Source organism: Photobacterium leiognathi (genome assembly GCF_030685535.1).
GTDB lineage: Bacteria > Pseudomonadota > Gammaproteobacteria > Enterobacterales > Vibrionaceae > Photobacterium > Photobacterium leiognathi.
Genome location: NZ_CP131599.1, coordinates 1390757 through 1408782 on the forward strand (window position 1 = coordinate 1390757; position 18026 = coordinate 1408782).

16 protein-coding genes, 2 tRNA genes and 1 pseudogene are annotated in these 18026 nt (G+C 40.5%); 6 read left to right on the top strand and 13 right to left on the bottom strand.

What is annotated here, in order from left to right; all coding sequences use genetic code 11:
* Positions 1 to 7 precede the first annotated feature (7 nt).
* Together Q7674_RS06435 and Q7674_RS06440 are read right to left on the bottom strand one after the other, a co-directional pair.
* Positions 8 to 1042, bottom strand: a complete 1035-nt coding sequence (locus Q7674_RS06435) for a formimidoylglutamase (protein ID WP_045064264.1) — start codon at positions 1040 to 1042, stop codon at positions 8 to 10.
* 34 nt (positions 1043 to 1076) lie between these two features.
* The gene (locus Q7674_RS06440) at positions 1077 to 1808 is read right to left on the bottom strand and encodes an IclR family transcriptional regulator (protein WP_394340990.1); all 732 of its coding nucleotides are present in this window, start codon (positions 1806 to 1808) and stop codon (positions 1077 to 1079) included.
* A gap of 413 nt (positions 1809 to 2221) precedes the next feature.
* On the opposite strand from Q7674_RS06440, the gene Q7674_RS06445 reads away from it, so the two are divergent.
* Positions 2222 to 2944 carry a YebC/PmpR family DNA-binding transcriptional regulator gene (locus Q7674_RS06445; protein WP_008988730.1) on the top strand — a complete coding sequence of 241 codons (723 nt, stop codon included), beginning with the start codon at positions 2222 to 2224 and terminating at the stop codon, positions 2942 to 2944.
* A 74-nt stretch (positions 2945 to 3018) separates the two neighbouring features.
* Here the strand turns inward: Q7674_RS06445 and Q7674_RS06450 are convergent, their stop codons facing one another.
* From Q7674_RS06450 to Q7674_RS06475, 6 genes are all read right to left on the bottom strand, one after another.
* Positions 3019 to 4170 (bottom strand): ABC transporter permease, encoded by a 1152-nt coding sequence (locus tag Q7674_RS06450; RefSeq protein ID WP_305422121.1) that lies wholly within the window; start codon positions 4168 to 4170, stop codon positions 3019 to 3021.
* Entirely contained in the window at positions 4171 to 5340 is a 1170-nt protein-coding gene (locus Q7674_RS06455) for an ABC transporter permease (RefSeq protein ID WP_045064269.1), read from the bottom strand. It lies immediately after the preceding gene.
* Between the two features lies 1 nt (position 5341).
* Complete coding sequence (locus Q7674_RS06460; protein ID WP_045064271.1) at positions 5342 to 6319, bottom strand: HlyD family secretion protein; 978 nt, start codon at positions 6317 to 6319, stop codon at positions 5342 to 5344.
* 4 nt (positions 6320 to 6323) lie between these two features.
* Positions 6324 to 7760: a TolC family protein gene (locus Q7674_RS06465; protein ID WP_045064273.1), complete on the bottom strand. Its 1437-nt coding sequence runs from the start codon at positions 7758 to 7760 to the stop codon at positions 6324 to 6326.
* A gap of 270 nt (positions 7761 to 8030) precedes the next feature.
* Entirely contained in the window at positions 8031 to 8492 is a 462-nt protein-coding gene (locus Q7674_RS06470) for a TetR/AcrR family transcriptional regulator (RefSeq protein WP_008988725.1), read from the bottom strand.
* A gap of 209 nt (positions 8493 to 8701) precedes the next feature.
* Positions 8702 to 9403: a L,D-transpeptidase family protein gene (locus tag Q7674_RS06475; protein ID WP_045064274.1), complete on the bottom strand. Its 702-nt coding sequence runs from the start codon at positions 9401 to 9403 to the stop codon at positions 8702 to 8704.
* Between the two features lie 258 nt (positions 9404 to 9661).
* Between Q7674_RS06475 and Q7674_RS06480 the strand changes: the two genes are divergently transcribed.
* The 3 genes and pseudogenes from Q7674_RS06480 (at position 9662) to Q7674_RS06490 (ending at position 13390) form a co-directional block, all read left to right on the top strand.
* Positions 9662 to 10909 carry a leucine-rich repeat-containing protein kinase family protein gene (locus tag Q7674_RS06480; protein ID WP_045064276.1) on the top strand — a complete coding sequence of 416 codons (1248 nt, stop codon included), beginning with the start codon at positions 9662 to 9664 and terminating at the stop codon, positions 10907 to 10909.
* 372 nt (positions 10910 to 11281) lie between these two features.
* A pseudogene (locus tag Q7674_RS06485) lies at positions 11282 to 12902 on the top strand (AMP-binding protein).
* Between the two features lie 383 nt (positions 12903 to 13285).
* Positions 13286 to 13390 carry a 30S ribosomal protein THX gene (locus tag Q7674_RS06490; RefSeq protein WP_080562918.1) on the top strand — a complete coding sequence of 35 codons (105 nt, stop codon included), beginning with the start codon at positions 13286 to 13288 and terminating at the stop codon, positions 13388 to 13390.
* A 324-nt stretch (positions 13391 to 13714) separates the two neighbouring features.
* Here Q7674_RS06490 and Q7674_RS06495 read toward each other — a convergent pair whose 3' ends face one another.
* Positions 13715 to 14377, bottom strand: a complete 663-nt coding sequence (locus tag Q7674_RS06495) for a pyridoxamine 5'-phosphate oxidase family protein (protein WP_045064279.1) — start codon at positions 14375 to 14377, stop codon at positions 13715 to 13717.
* Between the two features lie 90 nt (positions 14378 to 14467).
* Here Q7674_RS06495 and pdxR point away from each other — a divergent pair, with 90 nt between their 5' ends.
* Both pdxR and Q7674_RS06505 read left to right on the top strand, forming a co-directional pair.
* Positions 14468 to 15928: a MocR-like pyridoxine biosynthesis transcription factor PdxR gene (gene pdxR / locus Q7674_RS06500; protein ID WP_045064281.1), complete on the top strand. Its 1461-nt coding sequence runs from the start codon at positions 14468 to 14470 to the stop codon at positions 15926 to 15928.
* The gene (locus Q7674_RS06505; protein WP_045064282.1) at positions 15925 to 16248 is read left to right on the top strand and encodes a cupin domain-containing protein; all 324 of its coding nucleotides are present in this window, start codon (positions 15925 to 15927) and stop codon (positions 16246 to 16248) included. The genes pdxR and Q7674_RS06505 overlap by 4 nt, the downstream gene beginning before the upstream one ends.
* Positions 16249 to 16251: 3 nt before the next feature.
* Here the strand turns inward: Q7674_RS06505 and Q7674_RS06510 are convergent, their stop codons facing one another.
* The 4 genes from Q7674_RS06510 to Q7674_RS06525 all read right to left on the bottom strand — a co-directional run bounded on the left by Q7674_RS06510 (position 16252) and on the right by Q7674_RS06525 (position 18018).
* Positions 16252 to 16821, bottom strand: coding sequence for a type II secretion system protein (locus Q7674_RS06510; RefSeq protein ID WP_045064284.1), 570 nt, complete (start codon positions 16819 to 16821; stop codon positions 16252 to 16254).
* 195 nt (positions 16822 to 17016) lie between these two features.
* Positions 17017 to 17093 (bottom strand) — tRNA-Asp (locus Q7674_RS06515).
* 40 nt (positions 17094 to 17133) lie between these two features.
* Positions 17134 to 17224, bottom strand: a tRNA-Ser gene (locus Q7674_RS06520).
* A gap of 137 nt (positions 17225 to 17361) precedes the next feature.
* Positions 17362 to 18018: a hypothetical protein gene (locus Q7674_RS06525; RefSeq protein WP_045064285.1), complete on the bottom strand. Its 657-nt coding sequence runs from the start codon at positions 18016 to 18018 to the stop codon at positions 17362 to 17364.
* Between the last annotated feature and the right edge of the window lie 8 nt (positions 18019 to 18026).

Here is an 18026-nt window from a genome sequence, read left to right on the forward strand (position 1 = left end):
AATATAATTACAATGTTCTAGACACTAACTGCACCAACTTCGCCGCTAATTTCGCAGTTTGATTGGCATAATCGTATTCAGGGTTTAACTCGGCAATATCAACTAACTTCACTTTGCCGCTTGCCATAATGTATTTAATTGCCCACTCGACCATGGGTAAACCTACCCCCTGCATTTGGGTCATATTAACGCCTGGCGCAATAGATGCTGAAAATACATCAAGCCCAATACTTAAATGAATAACATCTACACTATCAATATATTTATCGAGTTTAGCTTGTACCGCTTTTTTATTGCGTGATGTCATTTGACTATCAAGTAACCACTCACAGCCCAGATCTTCTGCTAATTTAAACATAGCTTGGGAATTTGCATGATCACAAATCCCTAAACCCAGGTAGTGAAATTCTCGCTGCTGCTCTTTGCTATAGCACAATGCGGTATGAAAAGCAGAGCCAGAACGTACCGCTAAGGTTGGTCGCAATTCAAAATGGGCATCAAAATTAATAATACCGACACGAGACTGGCATGGTTGCATCGAAGTATCTTCAAGCGACTCAGAACTATATTCGGTATTACTCGTATTCGTTTCCGGCACTAACCATTCGGTATGTGTGTGAGCGATTTCAGTAGCATGATCAGAAAGCGCTTGATAACTAGCAATCGAGATTTCATGTCCACCACCGAGAACAATAGGAAAATGCCCTGCTTTTAAAATTGCACTTAATGCTTGCGCCTGCTGCTGGCTTAATGATGAAAAATTCATATCATCATTAAGTGCCTCAATATCTCCAGCGTCATAAAGCGGCAGTTTTGAATGAGAATGTGTTTGCGGCAAAATACGTCGAATACTGGAAGGCCCCTCTTTTGCGCCCTGTCGTCCTCGATTCCAGCCAATACTGAGATCAGAAATAACACCAAGTAATACCACACCACGTTCTCGTTGTTGGGTGTAAGGGGAAATTAACGTATGCGTTCGATGTTGACCATGAGGTTTCGTCTCATTCGGTTTAAAGAGTTTTTTTAACTGATCTACAAACATACGTTTATCTTCCCTTGATCAAAAGCGTGATCAATTAATGTTGAGGCGGTAGTGCACGAGCTGCCTGTAATACGCACATAACAATTTTATTTTTACGGCTATTGATACGCTCTGCTGGTGCCATAACACTTACGGCACCTGCAACTTTATTACCCATAAAAACAGGTGCACTTACACCGGACACCCCTTGGTCAATTTCAGAAGTACTGATCGCAAATCCATCTTGTTTGATCAGATCCAGTTCTGTTAGCCATGCATCAACTTGCTCTTTCTCTGTGATCTCATAGTGATTCAAAATTCTCATCTGACGAGATAATGGTAAATAGGCAAGAATCACTTTTGCAGAAGCACCACGGATCAATGGCTGACTTTGTCCCTTTTCATAACTACAGCGAAGTGCGTATGGGCTATCAATACTATCGACACACAATGCATTAAAACCAACAGGCACCATATACGCTGACATTTCACCAGTTTGCTGCTGTAGCCGCTTTAAGATAGGTCGCACACCGTCAGGCAAGGGTGAATGCATATGGAAATTGCGTTGCAACTGCAATGCGGCAGGGCCTGCGCTGTATGTATTCTGACCGTGATTTTCTTCAATTAAGTTCCAATCTCGCAATAACGCTAAATAGCGATAAAGACTACTAATTGGCATGTTCATTTCAGAACTTAACTGCTGTGCTTGTAATGGAAATGGTGAAGCAGCGATATGAATTAATACTTGTAGCAGCTTTTCATTAGCACTAAGAGAGTTTGTCACGATGATGGCTTCTTATTTTTGTATGATGATTTGTTTTAACCAATAAAAGGTTAACTCGCAAATACAATTCTTACTATATGAGAAACACAAATTATTAAATAATCTTTATTCTCAAATTGTAAGAATATAAGTTGCAAAAACACCTGTAATACCGCTTTTTGTCAGAACTGAATCTTACTCAGTAGTAATCTAACGAGTGTCATTTACATAGACGTTTTCAATTTGTTAATGAATGGCCCTTTAAGATCACAGGATTAGATAGTTGTAAATAATTGGATAATTATCACTTCTTTATAGTGATAAAAAATAAGGTTTTACTAAGCTAAATAGCAGATCACGCTAGCAATAACAGGGGGGTTGCTGGTAAAATCCCTGCAAAATTGACCGTCACACATAGTAAAAGAGAGTGATTCCTCATGGGAAGAAAGTTCGAAGTACGCAAATTGTCTATGGCAAAAACCCAAGGCGCTAAGATCAAAGTTTACTCGAAGTACGGTAAAGAGATCTACGTTTGTGCTAAGAACGGTAGCCCTGATCCAGATGCTAACCTAGCCCTTCGCCGTCTTATTGAAAAAGCGAAGAAAGATCAGGTGCCTAGCCACGTTATCGAAAAAGCAATTGATAAAGCTAAAGGTGGCGGCGGTGAAGATTACGCAACAGCACGCTACGAAGGTTTTGGTCCTGGTAACTGCATGGTTATCGTTGACTGTCTAACTGACAACAACAACCGTACTTTCATGGACGTTCGCCAAGCATTCGTTAAGAACAATGCAAAAATTGGTAGCCCAGGTACTGTTGGTCACATGTTTGAGCACCAAGCTGTATTTGAGTTCAAAGGTACTGATGAAGAAGCAGTATTAGAGAACCTAATGATGGAAGATGCTGATGTTACTGACATCACTTGTGAAGATGGCGTGATCACTGTTTACGCTCCTCACACTGAATTCTTCAAAATCAAAAATGCACTTGCGGCAACAATGCCAGAAGTAACTCTTGATGTTGAAGAAATCTCTTTCGTTCCTCAAACAATGACTGAGCTTTCAGGCGATGACATCCCAGCATTCGAGAAATTCCTTGATGCACTGAACGATTGTGATGACGTACAAAACGTTTACCACAACGCTGAAATGGCTGACTAATTATTAGTTTGCTATTGATATAAAAAAGGTCACCTGATGGTGACCTTTTTTGTTTCTGTTGAATGATTATTGGCTTAGCGACTTACTTTTCGTGCTCGTGACATTAACCAAAACGCTAAAGTACCAAAACCTAATGCTTGTAACCATAATTGCTGCCACCAGCCAATCATCTGAGCAAATGTCGCTCCCATCTGATTTAAGCCAAGAAAACCATTGATTGCAGGCGTAGAAGGCGCTAATTGCGATAATTCACGCAGTAAAGTCGGTAATTCTGATGCTGGACAGATAAAACCCGCGGTAAATACTAGCGGTAACGAGCTAAGTAGTACCACTAATGTCACTAACTCACAACGTGGGATCAATTGTCCTAACACCATGCCTAGCATAATCACAGCTAGCAAGAATGCTATTGTCATCGATACTAAGTCAGGAATAGACGCTAAGCGGTTTACACCATAATAAGTAAAGGTAAAACCAAAGTAGTAACAAGCTAATACCAGATAAATCATCACGAAGATAAACGCACGTACCATCATGATCATCCATACTGGATATTCAGCCCAGTAACCCGTTTTACCCGCAGCACGAGCCTCGTTTTCAGATGCTCCCACCATGCCGACACCAATTAACAGTGTTTGATGCAAAATCAGTACAAATACCGCAGGTACGACGTAATTGATATAACCCATTGTCACGTTAAACACAGGACGCATATTGAGTTTCATCGCACTGTATTGCTCTGAGGCTTGAACGAAGTTATCCCCTTTCAAAACCAAACGGTTAATTTTAGCATGAACACCTAAATCGGTTCCTGCCGAGCTTAAACCCTCAACAATCGTACCGTACACCAAGAACAATGCCGCATTACCTGCATATGCCAGTGTTGGACTAGTGCCTAACATCACGTCTTTGTAGAAATCATGAGGGATCACTAAAATCCCTTCGACTTGTCGATCTAATAACGCCTGTTTAGCCGCATCAATACTGCCTAAATGCTGAGCAATATGAACCTGTGGTGTGGCATCTGCCATACGGATTAATTCGCGACTCATCTGCGTTTGATCAAGATCGACAACGGCCACTTTCTGATCACGAGGAAGCTCATTGGTATAAGGTAATGGGTATAAAAACGAGTAGAAAACCACACCGCCAAATACGGTAAACACCAAAGAAACATTAGTAAAAATGGCTTTTAGCTCATGCTTAAATAAATTTAACCATCCCATCTAGGCTTCCCCTTTTACAGCATTGCCACTTAATGCTTTACGACGATGGACTAACATCAACATCACTGCTAATACCATTGCAACCATAAACCACGACAAAACAAACAATTGATGAGATGCCTGATACCAACCCGTGCCGTAATCCACTTGCTGCAATTGCACTTCAATATAATGGCTGACTGGCAATAAGCTACGCCACATTTTAGCAATAACAGGCATATCTGTTGCTGGGAAGGTAATACCCATAAAAGCAAACGCAGGTGCGGTAAATGCGGCAACAAAACTCATTGCACGAGGCACTTCCATTGCTAGAAAATAAATGAATGCTCCCATACTTTGACATGCCAGCACCATTAGTAATTGTGCGACGATCAAAATATGCCAATCACCATGCATCGGCCAATCGAGTGCTACATACATCCACCATAAGAACAACAAACCCTGGATCAGAAATAGTCCAGTATAGGCAGCTAACTTACCCATTAATTTAGAAACAGGTGATGTTTGTAGCCATTGCCACAGCCCTTGCGTTCTTGCTTCATGAGCAATAGCTAGCACCGTGGTTGCCACAATCAAGATCTGCCAAATAGATGGAATAATGGCAGAAACTAAGAACTGACCATAATGACTATTACTGTTAAATAACGGCGTAATTTGCCCACGTATAGGTACGGCTTGTCCCATCGCCTGTAAAGGTACTGGAGCCCCTGTTGCCATATTTTTAACGGTTTCAACCCCTGCATTAAATGTACCTTCTGCAAGTAACATTGCGGAGTTGATCAATTTACCGATCAGAATAAATTGCCCGTTATAAAACGTGGTGATCTGTGGCGAATAACCTAACTTGGTGTCTTTTTCAAAGTTATCGGGGATCACCACCATGGCGTAGATCTCGTTCGCTCGCATCGCTTCACTAGCCTGATCTGGGCTAGTAAATTGGCGTGTCACCGCCATCGTCGGACTTGCATCCACATAGCGAGTGAAATGGCGTGACAACTGGCTATGATCGAGATCGACAACCCCGACAGGCAAATTATGAGCGATACCAGCCGAAAAAATAGCCCACATAGTGAGAAATAACACTGCAGGTAACCACAGTGTTAATGCTCGTAGCCAGCCATCTTTCCATATGTTTCGCCATTCTTGCTTCACATATTGAAAGCCATTCATATTACTGCTCTACAATTACGCTCATACCGACACGTAGACCATCAATTGGCTGTGTTGGACGTGCTTCAACTTCGAAAGTACGCATATCAAAACCTTTCGCAGTATCAGTCGCACGCCAAGTGGCAAAATCCCCCATTACAGCAACATGCGACACTTTGAAGGTATAGGTTTTATCACCTAATGCAGGAATCGTTGCCTTGAACTCTTTCCCTTCTTGGTAATCTCTTAGCTTATCTTCACGAACGTTAAACACTGCCCACGCATCGTGAATATCAATGATATTCACAACAGGGAAGCCTTGAGGTGCTAGCTCACCGTCGTGCAGTAAAACTTGAGAAACCTCACCTTGGTGCCAGCTAGAAATCTTAGTATCAGCAACATACGCTTCAACTTCTGCTACTGCACCAGCCGCCATTTTCACTTTCTCTTGTGCTGCACGTTTTGTCTCAACTCGTGCACCTTCTTTCGCCATTTCATACATTTGGTAAGCGGCACTTTCGGTATATTGTGCGGCTTGCCATTGTGTGAAAGCTTCATCGCGTTTTTGCTCTGCGATAACACCATCTTTATAAAGATTGTTCACACGAATATAGGTTTTATGCATCAACTTCGCAGCAGCTGTTGCCTTACGCCATTGATCTTCTGCAGCTGCAATTTGTTGACGACGCGCACCTTTTTCCGCTTCTTCAGCCAATGCGCCAGCGGCAGATTCACCAGCTTTTGCTTGCTCTAATTTGGCATCAATTTCCGGACTTAAAATGGTGAAAATAAGTTGTCCCGGTTTCACCTCATCACCTTTACGTACAAGCACTTGATCAATACGGCCTGGTACTTTCGATGAGATATTATATTGCTGCGCTTCAATCTGACCTTGCATACGTTCAGGTTGAGGCTGGTAAGCGTGCCAGAAGGTGTAACCCAACCAACCCACAACAGCGATCACTGGAACCGCCACTGCCATAGATTTCAACTTACTCATGTTTTTAAACCTCTATACCTTGATATTGCTGATAGTTGTTAAAAGTGTTCATCTCACCGCTTATTGCGAGTAAGCGAGTAAGACACATAACGTATTGATAAGCCGCTGCAAGACGCTGAGTTTTCACAGCCGATAGATAAAGCTCGGCATCTACCACATCCAGTGATGTCGATAATCCTTGGCTAAAGGCTTTTTCACGTAAACGAATATTTTCTTTTGCCAATGCTAGGCTTGACTTCAAACCGTTATATTCTTCTAACGCTTGATTTGCTTCACGGTAGGTTTTTTCTACTAGAACACTTAGATCTTGCTCAGCTTGAGCCCGTAAGTGATTCACTTGTGTCACCATCGAATGGGCAGCTTTGACTTTGCCTGAACGACCAGAGCTATCAATAAGAGGAACACTAACACCAATACCAACAGCCCAATCAGGTGCCATTTTTGCTGCTAAGCTATCGCTCTCATACAAATTGTAATCACCGTATAAGTAGACTTCTGGGTAGTATTTCCCTTTCTCAACATCGATTAAGCCATCAGCCTGCTTGCGTTTTGCATCTAAAATATGAAGGCCAGGATAACTTGCAAGTGTCTTATTGATAAAGGATGACATCGGAGGCAAGGAGCTATTAATAAATAACTTAGTGGTAGGTACTGTTGTAGAAGATTGCTGTAATAGTTTTGTTAGTGCAACTTGAGCGATTTCTAGATCTCGTACCGACTTTTGAGTATCGACTTTCGCTTTATCGTAAGCAGATTCAGCTTGCAAGCGCTCAACTTTGGCGATCTGACCTTGCTGCTGCAGCTTTACTGCGTCTTCATAATGACGTTTTAGCCCTGCTTCAACCTCTTTACGGGTTTCAACGACTTTCTCAGCCAGTACAACACCAAAGTAAAAGCGGGATAAATCTTCAAATTTCGCCTGCTGCATCATGGCTAACATGTATTTCGCTTCTTGGGTTTTCCCTTGAGCAATATCTTGTGCAGCACTTATGCGACCACCAGTAAAGATAGGCCAAATCGCACGAACAGAGCTAGTTAAGACATCACGATCTGCAATTGTAGAAGTAAATGCATTATTCAATTGACCAGCAAATGAGGCTATCTCTGGATTATTACTAATTATACGACCAATGACTTTTTGGAGTTCTGCATTTTGGGAAGCAGGCATGCTACCAAACAAATCTGATGGTGATAGTTTTACATCTTGATCAAGTCGCGTGTAATTCGCGCCAACCGTCACGGTTGGTAAATAGAGATCACTTGCGGCATCTTGCATGTGCTCCGCTTGCTCAACATTAGCGCGCTTGGCTGCCAAGCCATCATTCTTTGTAACGACGGTATGCCAAGCATCGCTGAATGCGATTGGCGATGCATAAATACTCGGCGTAATAGCAAGTAATGCGACAGCCAATGGCTTAACCATAAATGGTTTTATTCTCATAAGGTAACCCTTTGATACCCATCTTTCATGTACACGTTGAACATTTTAGAGCAACGACTCTAAAACAAAACAGTTTTTTATTAGATATCTTTTCAGTCTATAAATATAAAACGATAGATACATTAATGTTAAATATGATAGTACCTTAAAAACAGTTACATACCATTACAGTATTCTACGATTTATCAATAGATATAAAAAAACCCACTTTAAATGGTGGGTTTTATGCAATATGAAATCATTCGTAAAAATAAGATCTCAATAAAAGAATTATCGAGCAAGACGGATTAATGAACGACCTAATAGTCTTTCTAGTTCATCAATACTTTGCTGACCATAACGCTCTTCACATAGGGTAAATAAGCGCTCAATACCGCGATGGGCAAATTCGTGGGAAGTTTCAGCAGAAGAGATATGGTGGAAAAGTAAACGTAGAATCGCACGGAATTTTTCATCATCTAGTGCAACTGACCAGCTTGCAGAAAATGCCGCTAGATCCCCTGTTAAATCGAGTTTATCAACAAACAGTTGATAAATACGCCCGTCAAGCGCATGCGCAAAGTCTTGCTTCTTCGGAAAATGATGGCTAATGCCAGTACGAGAGATCCCTGTTTGATTACTTAATGTGGTGTACGACATTTTGTCATAACCTAGGGTAAGGATTTGATCAATCACGGCATCCATAATCGTTTGGATGGTTATCTCTGTGTCTTCTTTACTACGCTTTGGCATAATGAGTTGACTCTATTCTAATCATTCTATGCAACAGTACGATTTCAATAATTGCCGTCATTGAAATCAGTGGCTCGCATTAGTATTACAAAATGTTATTCCCTTAACTAGCGTAAACTGGGATTTTTAACTACATCGTGCTGTATATGGTTAAAAATCACCACATACCATGTAAATATTTACTTCTTACACCACGCTTTTAGCTAAAACTAGCGTCCAAATTTACGCGCTTCCTGCTCTATATTACGATATAAAATCTGGGTCCAGAACGGCTGATTTAATGCCGCTGTCAGCTTCCCTTTCTTTGGATCACGAGGGCTGATCACAACTTCAATATTATCAACCCCTGTTCTTTCTGCTAATACAAATAGCTCTTCAATACTATAGTCACCCATGGCTAAACACCCAGTAGAGGCTTGTTTACCATGAATAAAAATATTGCTGCCCGGTGATGTTCGCCCTTCTAATCGTGCATATTTGCGATCAAATGCATTGGGATAATCCAGCTTCATTGACAGATGAAAACGGCTATTGGGATTAAGCAACGATACACGATAAATACCTTCAGGAACTTGTTTATCCCCTTCACGAAGTTTAGGTCCTTTTTTACCGCTAATTTTCTCGATATCGTAACGCTTTACATAAGACCATTTACCCTTTTCTTCAGCCCATAGCTCTAACGACATTTCTTCTTTCATCGCAAAAAGAGCAATATTTTTAGGGGGATAAGTAAGACCAACACTCTCGAAGTAACGTTTTATACGAGGTTCAACAAAAGGAGAATAACGTTTCATTACATCATCTACTGTTCGACTTCCCGCAGGCGGATACGTCGCATATGAAGATGCTGCTTGAGCATCAGTTACAACAGTAAACATAACCAGTAATGGTAATAACGCTTTTTTAAACACAGAACCCTCGGAATTAGCTAACTCGCCTACAAAACAAACGAAAATAGGAGATGAGAAACATCAAAAATAAGGCGCTAGTTTACTGAGGTTTGACGGGGGTGCAACTGCTTCAATGGACATTTTTACAACAAAATATTGCATTGTATTTTCAACAAAAGATAAGTCGTTCATATCCCTATCGCAATTTCAAAAATTGGCATTTACGCTACACACGTTACAATAGCGCAATTCACTTCCCAATTCGTAGGCATCTCGATTTTGCACACATTAGAACAAGTACGCTCAGGTGAGCTGGCAGGCATTACCCGATTAAAGATCTCACAACAGTTAACCTCTTTCCCATCAGAAATTTTAACGCTCGCTGATAGCTTAGAGATCCTAGATCTAACAGATAACCGACTTAGTCAGTTACCCGACGATTTTGCCAAGCTAACCAAGTTACGCATCGTATTTATGTCTAATAACTGTTTTACTGAATTACCGAAAGTATTGGGTGCCTGTCCGAACTTAGAAATGATTGGATTTAAATCCAACCAAATCACAACCGTTGATGAAACTGCGCTACCGGAAAAGTTACGTTGGCTTATTTTAACCGATAATAAGATCACTCAATTACCTGATAGCTTAGGTCTACGTCCTCGCTTGCAGAAACTGGCTCTAGCCGGAAACCAGCTTACCGAGCTACCGGCAACCATGGCGCAATTACACAACCTTGAGTTGATCCGCTTATCGGCCAACCGACTGCAAGCATTCCCTATCCAGTTACTAGATTTACCTAAACTGGCATGGTTAGCGTTTTCTGGTAATGATTTTAACCGTCACCAACAGGTCGATAATGATTTACCTCAAGTATCACCAGCTGATTACCAGTTACAACATGTGTTAGGACAAGGGGCTTCAGGCGTTATTTCATTGGCGACATGGCGTAATAATGCTCACCAGTTAGCTGATGATATTGCCGTGAAAGTGTTTAAAGGTGAAGTGACTTCTGATGGTTACCCACAAGATGAATTAAATGCCTGTTTAAAAACAGGACGTCATCCAAACCTTGTTCAGTCTTTAGCCCACGTAACAGATCCTAAACACCTCGCTTTAGTGATGGCACTGATCCCTGCGCATTTTAAAAACCTAGGACTACCGCCAACGTTTGAAACCTGTACTCGAGATACTTTCCCTGACGGCTTCGAACTTACGATTAAACAAATCGATAGCATGGTAGCGCAAATGACGGATGTGATTACCCATATGCAAAACCAAGGCGTTTCTCACGGTGATATCTATGCCCATAACGTTTTATTTGATGACGAAGCAAATATTCTCGTGGGTGATTTTGGTGCAGCCTCTATTTACGATGATCAACCAAAAGAAATACAACAAAAAATGAAAACTATTGAGTCTCGCGCACTTGGTTATTTCATTGAAGACTTACTCAGTGTTTGCCAAACACAAGATCGCACCTCGCCAACCTTCCAAAAACTGCATAACCAAGCGCAGAATTTAATCTAAAGCATCCAAAAATAACAATAAAAGCAACAATCAGCGTTCATTATTACTAATAACTGGTTGTTGCTTTCTTCTAAATCATTCCCACACAAACATGATCTTTGTAACAAATATGATACAAAGTTTTTATTTTAACTCTGCCCGTTTTATTAAAGTTTTCATACAACCGTTTAAAATAATTGATTGATTTTAAGTCAGTTAATTTATTTTTATAAATACTATTCGTTGTGAAACCCGATTTATCTTACTGATTTTCCTTATGCTACACCTTGACTAGCACCTAAAATAAGCATTAAATTTAACAACATAATAACAAATGATGTTTTCCTCTGGACACATCCTTTACTTGTAGCAATCCATTTAAGGGAAATTAATATGGCTCAACTGCTACCCAATGACATGATCCTAAAATGGGCGGAAGAACGTCCAAACGACATTTACCTCCGTCAAATCATTAACCGTCAATTTGTCGATTACACTTATGCAGAAGTGGCAGACAAAGCGCTGCGCTTGGTCAGTGCCTTTCGAGACCTTGGTATTCAACCCGGTGAGCGTATTGCGCTAATTTCAAAAAACTGTGCTGAATGGTTCATTAGCGATCTCGCAATGATGCTTGGTAACTACATCAGCGTACCTATTTTCCCAACAGCAGGCGCTGATACCATTGAGCATTGTGTTACCCATAGTGATAGCAAGTTGATCATTATTGGTAAACTCGATAGCCCAGATGCTATTAATAGCGTAACCAATAAACTATCACATATCCCTACAATTTCATTGAGTTACCCAGGAACACCTCAAGGACAATACACCTTTTCACAGTTGATCAGCGAACATCAACCAAGTGAAGAGCGTCCAACCCACAATGATGATGAGTTGATGTCGATTGTTTATACATCAGGCACTTCAGGGTTACCGAAAGGTGCGATGTTAACCTACGGCTCATTTGCTTGGGCATCACATCAAATTACTCAACACATAGGCTTGGGCGAATCAGAACGTCTGTTCTCTTACCTGCCCCTAGCCCATATTACTGAGCGCGTATATATTTTTGGCTCTTCAATTATGTCAGGACTTCAGGTCGCGTTTCCTGAATCACTTGATACCTTTATTGATGACGTGAAAATGCACCGTCCGACAGTTTTTGTTTCTGTACCAAGGCTTTGGACATTGTTCCAACAACGTATTCAAGAAAAACTTCCACCAGCGAAGCTCAATTTATTACTAAAAATACCGCTTATTTCAGGCTTAATTAAACGTAAACTAGCCGATGGGTTAGGGCTTAATGAAGCACGTGTACTCGGTTGTGGTTCAGCCCCTGTATCTGCTGGCCTATTGCGCTGGTACGAAAGTATTGGACTCAATATTACTGAAGCATGGGGCATGACCGAGTCCTTTGCTTACAGCACCCTAAATTATCCTTATCGAAGCGATAAAGTGGGCTCAGTAGGTAATGCAGCACCAGGTATTGAACTGAAAATAGCTGCTGATGATGAAATACTGGTTCGCAGTAAAGGGCTATTTTCTGGTTACTACAACAACGAGGAAGCCACTAAGGAATGCTTCGACCAAGATGGTTGGCTACATACCTAGTGATATTGGCTTTTTAGATGAAGAAGGCTATCTCACTATTCAAGGCCGTAAAAAAGATACATTCAAAACTGCCAAAGGAAAGTTTGTTTCCCCTGTTCCTATTGAAAAGCGTCTATTTGAGTTGAGTAATGTTGAGATGATGTGTTTAGTTGGATCGGGCATGCCTGCACCAATTTTGCTGGCACTGCCTCACGACTTCCCGAACTTTGATCGTAAGCGTTATGAAAAACGGGTACACCGCGTGATTAATACCATAAACAATGAGCTTGAATCTCACGCTAAAATTAAAGGCGTGCTGATGATCAAAGAACCATGGTCGATTGAAAATGGCATCTTGACTCCAACACTTAAAATCAAGCGTCATGTACTTGAGAAAAAATACGCAGATATTGGTCACGACTGACCAAGTGATCAATTAGTCCAATGGGAAGAATAGTGAATCATATTCTTAAGTAAAAAATAATAAAGCCTGATAACGCCTTCCAGCATTTGTTATCAGGCTTTCATTTACATTTCTTACGACTTAAGAATCTAGCGAATATATATTGAAGATAGCTCATTCATATATATTTCAAAATAATGGTCGCATTTTGGAAAATATATTCCTATCTACTTAATTGACGAAATAATCTGTCGTTATATCTAAGTTATCTATCATAAATTGTACGTTTTTATTTACACCACTTGTTTTATACCACCAGCCTGAGAACCTTGAAGCATAATGAGAAATATTTATCATACAAATATCTTCTTTGTTCTAATGCTTTAATTATTAAGGATTTAAAAATGGCTAAAGGCGATATGAAAACATGTAAAGGTAAGCGTCGTGCACATTCACATGGCAATGCTCGTTTAACCACAGAAGGTAAACGTAAGCATCACCACGAATAATTTCGTACTATAATCGATCTTGCTAATACTCCTATTACTAAGTCCTGTTATATTTCAGGACTTAGTATTTATACCCAAGTGACTTCAATATGCCTGATTCAGAGCGAGGTAACTGAGTTTAATTCAAGGAAGACAACGAAGCGGAATAGCGAGCTCTTTCCAAGTTGTCTGACGCAAGAAGTCGGCTCAGTGACACGCTCCCAAAGGGCGAGCGTCCTTAGCTCTCAGACTTTGTTAACGATTCTCAATGTAGAACCACTATATCTTCGAATCGTTGCCGCGCCTGAGAACTAAGGTCGTCTCGCTGAACACTGCATCTTGAAGTTACTTGGGTATATACCAGCGTTCTCCATAGACTGATGAATAATCTGGCTGAGGAATACTTCTATCATCCTCAACATCGTCTATTAAGGGGCCAACAATCGTTCTGTAAGGCAATACTCCTGCCCATACTGGAACATCTTTGTCTTTTTCTTCATCACCAACGCCGTTATTGCTTATCTTCACCGATGCCTCAGTCAATGGCATCGTTAATAATTCTGTGGCAGTTAATTCCTTCTCATCACCTTGGCGAACCAATTCACTTCTTCCTGGCGCAATTTGCTCAATAAAATGATTCAATAATTGATTCTTTTGAGCATTACTTTCAATGGTCTCGAACTGACCAAATACCATTGCCGAACGGTAATGTGCACTATGATGAAAAGCTGAACGCGCCAATACCCAGCCATCAAATAAGGTAAAAGTTAAACAACACGATTGGCCTTGTTTTAACGCTCGCATCAAACGACTATTTTTAGCGCCATGCACATAAATATTGTTATCTACTCGCCATACCAGCATAGGAATAACAAAAGGCTGATCATCTTGGTTAATAGCAATATGAGCGATCAGGCTCTCATCAATAATTTGATATAGCTTTGCTGTTTCAAATACTGCTTTCTTTTGACTCTTCTTTATTTCGGTTCTTTTGGTGTTTGATAGCATCATGATGTCCTTCTCTGCTCACAACTTAAATGGCGTCGGATAGACATAACATCAAATTTTGGTACTGTGGATAAGAGCCAGTTTTGAATAATGGATGGATCCAGTTTGAAAATAGATATTGGGGATTTGGCGCTGTCTGCACAACAAAGCTCTCGCCAAACAGCGCTGTTTATTGCTATTAGAGATAAGATCACCCAAGGCTACTGGGAAACCAATAGCAAACTACCATCAACCCGACAGTTATCACAAGCATTGTCAGTTAGCCGCAATACTGTCATTGCCGCTTATGAGCAATTAGTCGCTGAAGGCTATATTCAAAGTAAAGCCAGCAGTGGATACTATATTTCAGCGCGCCTACCTGAACATTACCTCACAACAGCACATAACCAACACGCCTTAGCACCAACATCACTACAGCCGCAGGTAAATAATACCAATAATGCTTTTGCGCCCGGTGTTCCTGATCTCGCTCATTTTCCTTCAAAGAAATGGCAACGCTTATATCAACAACAATTTGATAGAAAATCATTTCTTGGGTGCAATGATTTACAAGGCGATATCAATTTTAGACAGGTATTAAGCCACTATTTAAAAACATCCCGTTCAGTGAACGTAAGTGCAGAGAGGATCATCGTTACATCAGGGGCTCAACAAGCCTTGATGATGACAATAATGGCGACAACACAACCTAACGACACGGTATTAGTGGAAAATCCGGGGTATACCCAAATGCGCAAAGCGCTTTCTCTTTGTAATGTAAATATTGCGCCTCTGCCTGTTATCCCTTTTACTGGCATAGAGATGGATCAACTGACTCAAACCAAGGCAAAAGCTATCTATATAACCCCAAGTAACCAATATCCATTAGGCACAACACTTAATATCTCGCAACGAATACAATTACTTGAATGGGCAAGCCTCCATAACGTCACAATCATTGAAGATGATTATGATAGCGAATTTCAATACGCTCACCGACCTTATCCCTCACTACAAGGGTTGGCTTATCAAACAGGCATAAAGGTCAACATCATCTATATTGGTACCTTTAGTAAAATCATGTGTAACAGCATTAGGCTTGGTTATATGGTGGTGCCAAAGCCCCTCGTCTCTCGCTATCTTGAAATAAAAGATGCCTTGAGTGGTGAAACCCAGATCCAACTTCAATTAGCCATGACTGAGTTTATTCAAGCTGGAGATTTACTGCGCCATATTCGAAAGATGCGACGGCTTTATCAAACCAAACACCAACATATGCTGCAAAGTATAGAAAAATACAGCTCCAAACATTGGCAAGTGATCAGTCAAGCTGCGGGGTTACATGTCACGGTGAAATGGCAAGTTCCTGTGTGTGAAAAGCGGTTTGCGAAATACGCATTACAACAAGGAATTATTAGCCGTCCACTTAACTATTACGAACAACCAGATACAAAACGAGATTGGCATGGGGTCGTGCTAGGTTTTGGTAACACTTACCTAGATGATATACCCGCGCTCATTTCTAAACTTTATACTATTTTCATCTCACTACTTAATGAGCAAATTCAATGAATATTTTCAGTCAGCTCCCCAATGAAATACAAGATGAAGAGTTTATCGACTTACTGAATACAGGCTCTGTCCGTATTGAACGCATAGTATCAAAGGGGCACATAACCCCAGCAGATAAATGGTACGATCAGAGTGAAGATGAGTGGGTAATTGTATTAGAGGGTAAAGCAGAGATCACCTTTGATAATGATGAAATAGTAACATTAGAAAAAGGCGATCATCTCCATATTCCTGCTCATAAAAAGCATCGTGTTAGCTGGACAGATCCTAAGCAATTAACCATTTGGCTAGCGGTATTCTTTGATGTTATAGAAAACTAACCATTAACAATCAGAGAGGTGTAATTCAAAGTGACTCGTTTGATGATTAAATGTTGTAGCTGGAATATATTCTAACGAGCACTGTTTTATTTCTCCTTTATCTGACCAAAATCGATCTGTTTTAGGAAAAATATAAAAGCCACCATCACCCGTTACAACCAAGTTGAAATCTGCTTTACCTTCATTACTTTTCGCATCATAAGATAGATCAATATCGGCAAGCGCTTGAATATCTTTTAATGGTTTATCTTTGCTATCACCAGCATATAGCGGAAGAAGAATTAACGGAAAGTTATCTATATCATTAATACGAATTTCTTGACCGTTTATTTTCAAAAAACGTACTGACGTACCGCCAAGTTGCTTAGTAATTATCTTGCTATTGGGCATATCAACTTTTGCAGAAAACATTGAAAAAGCAGACGTTAATGCACCTTTAGCTCCTTTTAAAGAAGCTATCCTTGCATCTTTTTGAATATTTAGGAATTTAGGAGCTGCAACCACAGCAAGAATACCTAATATAACAATAACAACGTTCAGTTCGATTAATGTAAAACCAGAATCACGCTTCATTTGAGCTCTCTAAATTTTCTAGGTATTTATATAAAACACAAAATAATTTCTGTTTTTCATACAGTATTATTTCAAAAGTGGTCTTATTAATGACAGCAGTCAGTTCGACAGAGTTTGTAGATGTAATATATCAATAAATGATTTAGATAGGCATATAATGAAAAAGCCCGATGCTTTCGCATCGGGCTAAATCAGTGGCGGAGCGGACGGGACTCGAACCCGCGACCCCCGGCGTGACAGGCAGGTATTCTAACCAACTGAACTACCGCTCCAATTCTTTGTGAAACCCGATTTCATCGAATCTCTAGAATATGGCGGAGAGATAGGGATTTGAACCCTAGATACGCTATTAACGTATGCCGGTTTTCAAGACCGGTGCTTTCAACCACTCAGCCATCTCTCCGTAAGTGCTGCGAATAATACAGAGTACCGAACTTTCTGTAAACCCTATTTTTTAATAAAAATTACCGTTCGTTCAAAAAACAACCTTTACTCGCTGTTTTTCATTATACTTTGTACACCACTCGTCTTAACTATTCGTTATCCTGCTAATTTATCAGCGTTTAATTGTGATGCTAACAATTCACGTCCTTGCGGTGTAATACGCAAACACTCCTCAAACTGCGGATAACGCTGACTTTCAATTTGGTAATATGCCGCTAGCAACTCAGGCTCTAAACCAACTCGCTCTCTTGCCTCTTTCAATGTCAGATCCATTAACTCTGAATAGTTAATTTTATCTAACGGTTGGCAATCTGAGACATAGCCTAAATGTGCCGCTTTCTTAAAAACGACTATATCTTCATCAGAAAATTTATAAGGCCCCGGGTACAGGTACTTCGCTGCAAAGGTGTACATTTTCTTTTCTGCAGTCGTCATCCTATTAGAAGACCCCATAGTAAAACCAATCACGAACGCTTCGTCTTTTGGCAACATACCTCGACCTAATAAAAGATGAATCACGTCATGATCTTCAAGACTTACCGCACCGTTAAATAAATTAATTCCCGGTATATCGAATTTTGGATTTTCAATTAACCTAACAATTAAAGGAATATCAGCACTACCAGCAGCAACTGGCGCTTGAGTTGCTAAACATTCACGTACCGTGGCATTTTCTTCTTCTAAAGGTACGTACCACTTTTTCCAATGTGTTCCTTTTACTGGCAGTAAGCTCTTTTGTTGTTGATTATCCATCGCTTCAT

Bases quoted from the DNA above. Each gene is read 5' to 3' on its own strand.
- Q7674_RS06435 (WP_045064264.1), bottom strand. From the start codon at position 1,042: ATGTTTGTAGATCAGTTAAAAAAACTCTTTAAACCGAATGAGACGAAA.
- Q7674_RS06445 (WP_008988730.1), top strand. From the start codon at position 2,222: ATGGGAAGAAAGTTCGAAGTACGCAAATTGTCTATGGCAAAAACCCAA.
- Q7674_RS06450 (WP_305422121.1), bottom strand. From the start codon at position 4,170: ATGGGATGGTTAAATTTATTTAAGCATGAGCTAAAAGCCATTTTTACT.
- Q7674_RS06455 (WP_045064269.1), bottom strand. From the start codon at position 5,340: ATGAATGGCTTTCAATATGTGAAGCAAGAATGGCGAAACATATGGAAA.
- Q7674_RS06460 (WP_045064271.1), bottom strand. From the start codon at position 6,319: ATGAGTAAGTTGAAATCTATGGCAGTGGCGGTTCCAGTGATCGCTGTT.
- Q7674_RS06465 (WP_045064273.1), bottom strand. From the start codon at position 7,760: ATGAGAATAAAACCATTTATGGTTAAGCCATTGGCTGTCGCATTACTT.
- Q7674_RS06470 (WP_008988725.1), bottom strand. From the start codon at position 8,492: ATGCCAAAGCGTAGTAAAGAAGACACAGAGATAACCATCCAAACGATT.
- Q7674_RS06490 (WP_080562918.1), top strand. From the start codon at position 13,286: ATGGCTAAAGGCGATATGAAAACATGTAAAGGTAAGCGTCGTGCACAT.
- Q7674_RS06495 (WP_045064279.1), bottom strand. From the start codon at position 14,377: ATGCTATCAAACACCAAAAGAACCGAAATAAAGAAGAGTCAAAAGAAA.
- pdxR (WP_045064281.1), top strand. From the start codon at position 14,468: ATGGATGGATCCAGTTTGAAAATAGATATTGGGGATTTGGCGCTGTCT.
- Q7674_RS06505 (WP_045064282.1), top strand. From the start codon at position 15,925: ATGAATATTTTCAGTCAGCTCCCCAATGAAATACAAGATGAAGAGTTT.
- Q7674_RS06510 (WP_045064284.1), bottom strand. From the start codon at position 16,821: ATGAAGCGTGATTCTGGTTTTACATTAATCGAACTGAACGTTGTTATT.
- Q7674_RS06525 (WP_045064285.1), bottom strand. From the start codon at position 18,018: ATGGATAATCAACAACAAAAGAGCTTACTGCCAGTAAAAGGAACACAT.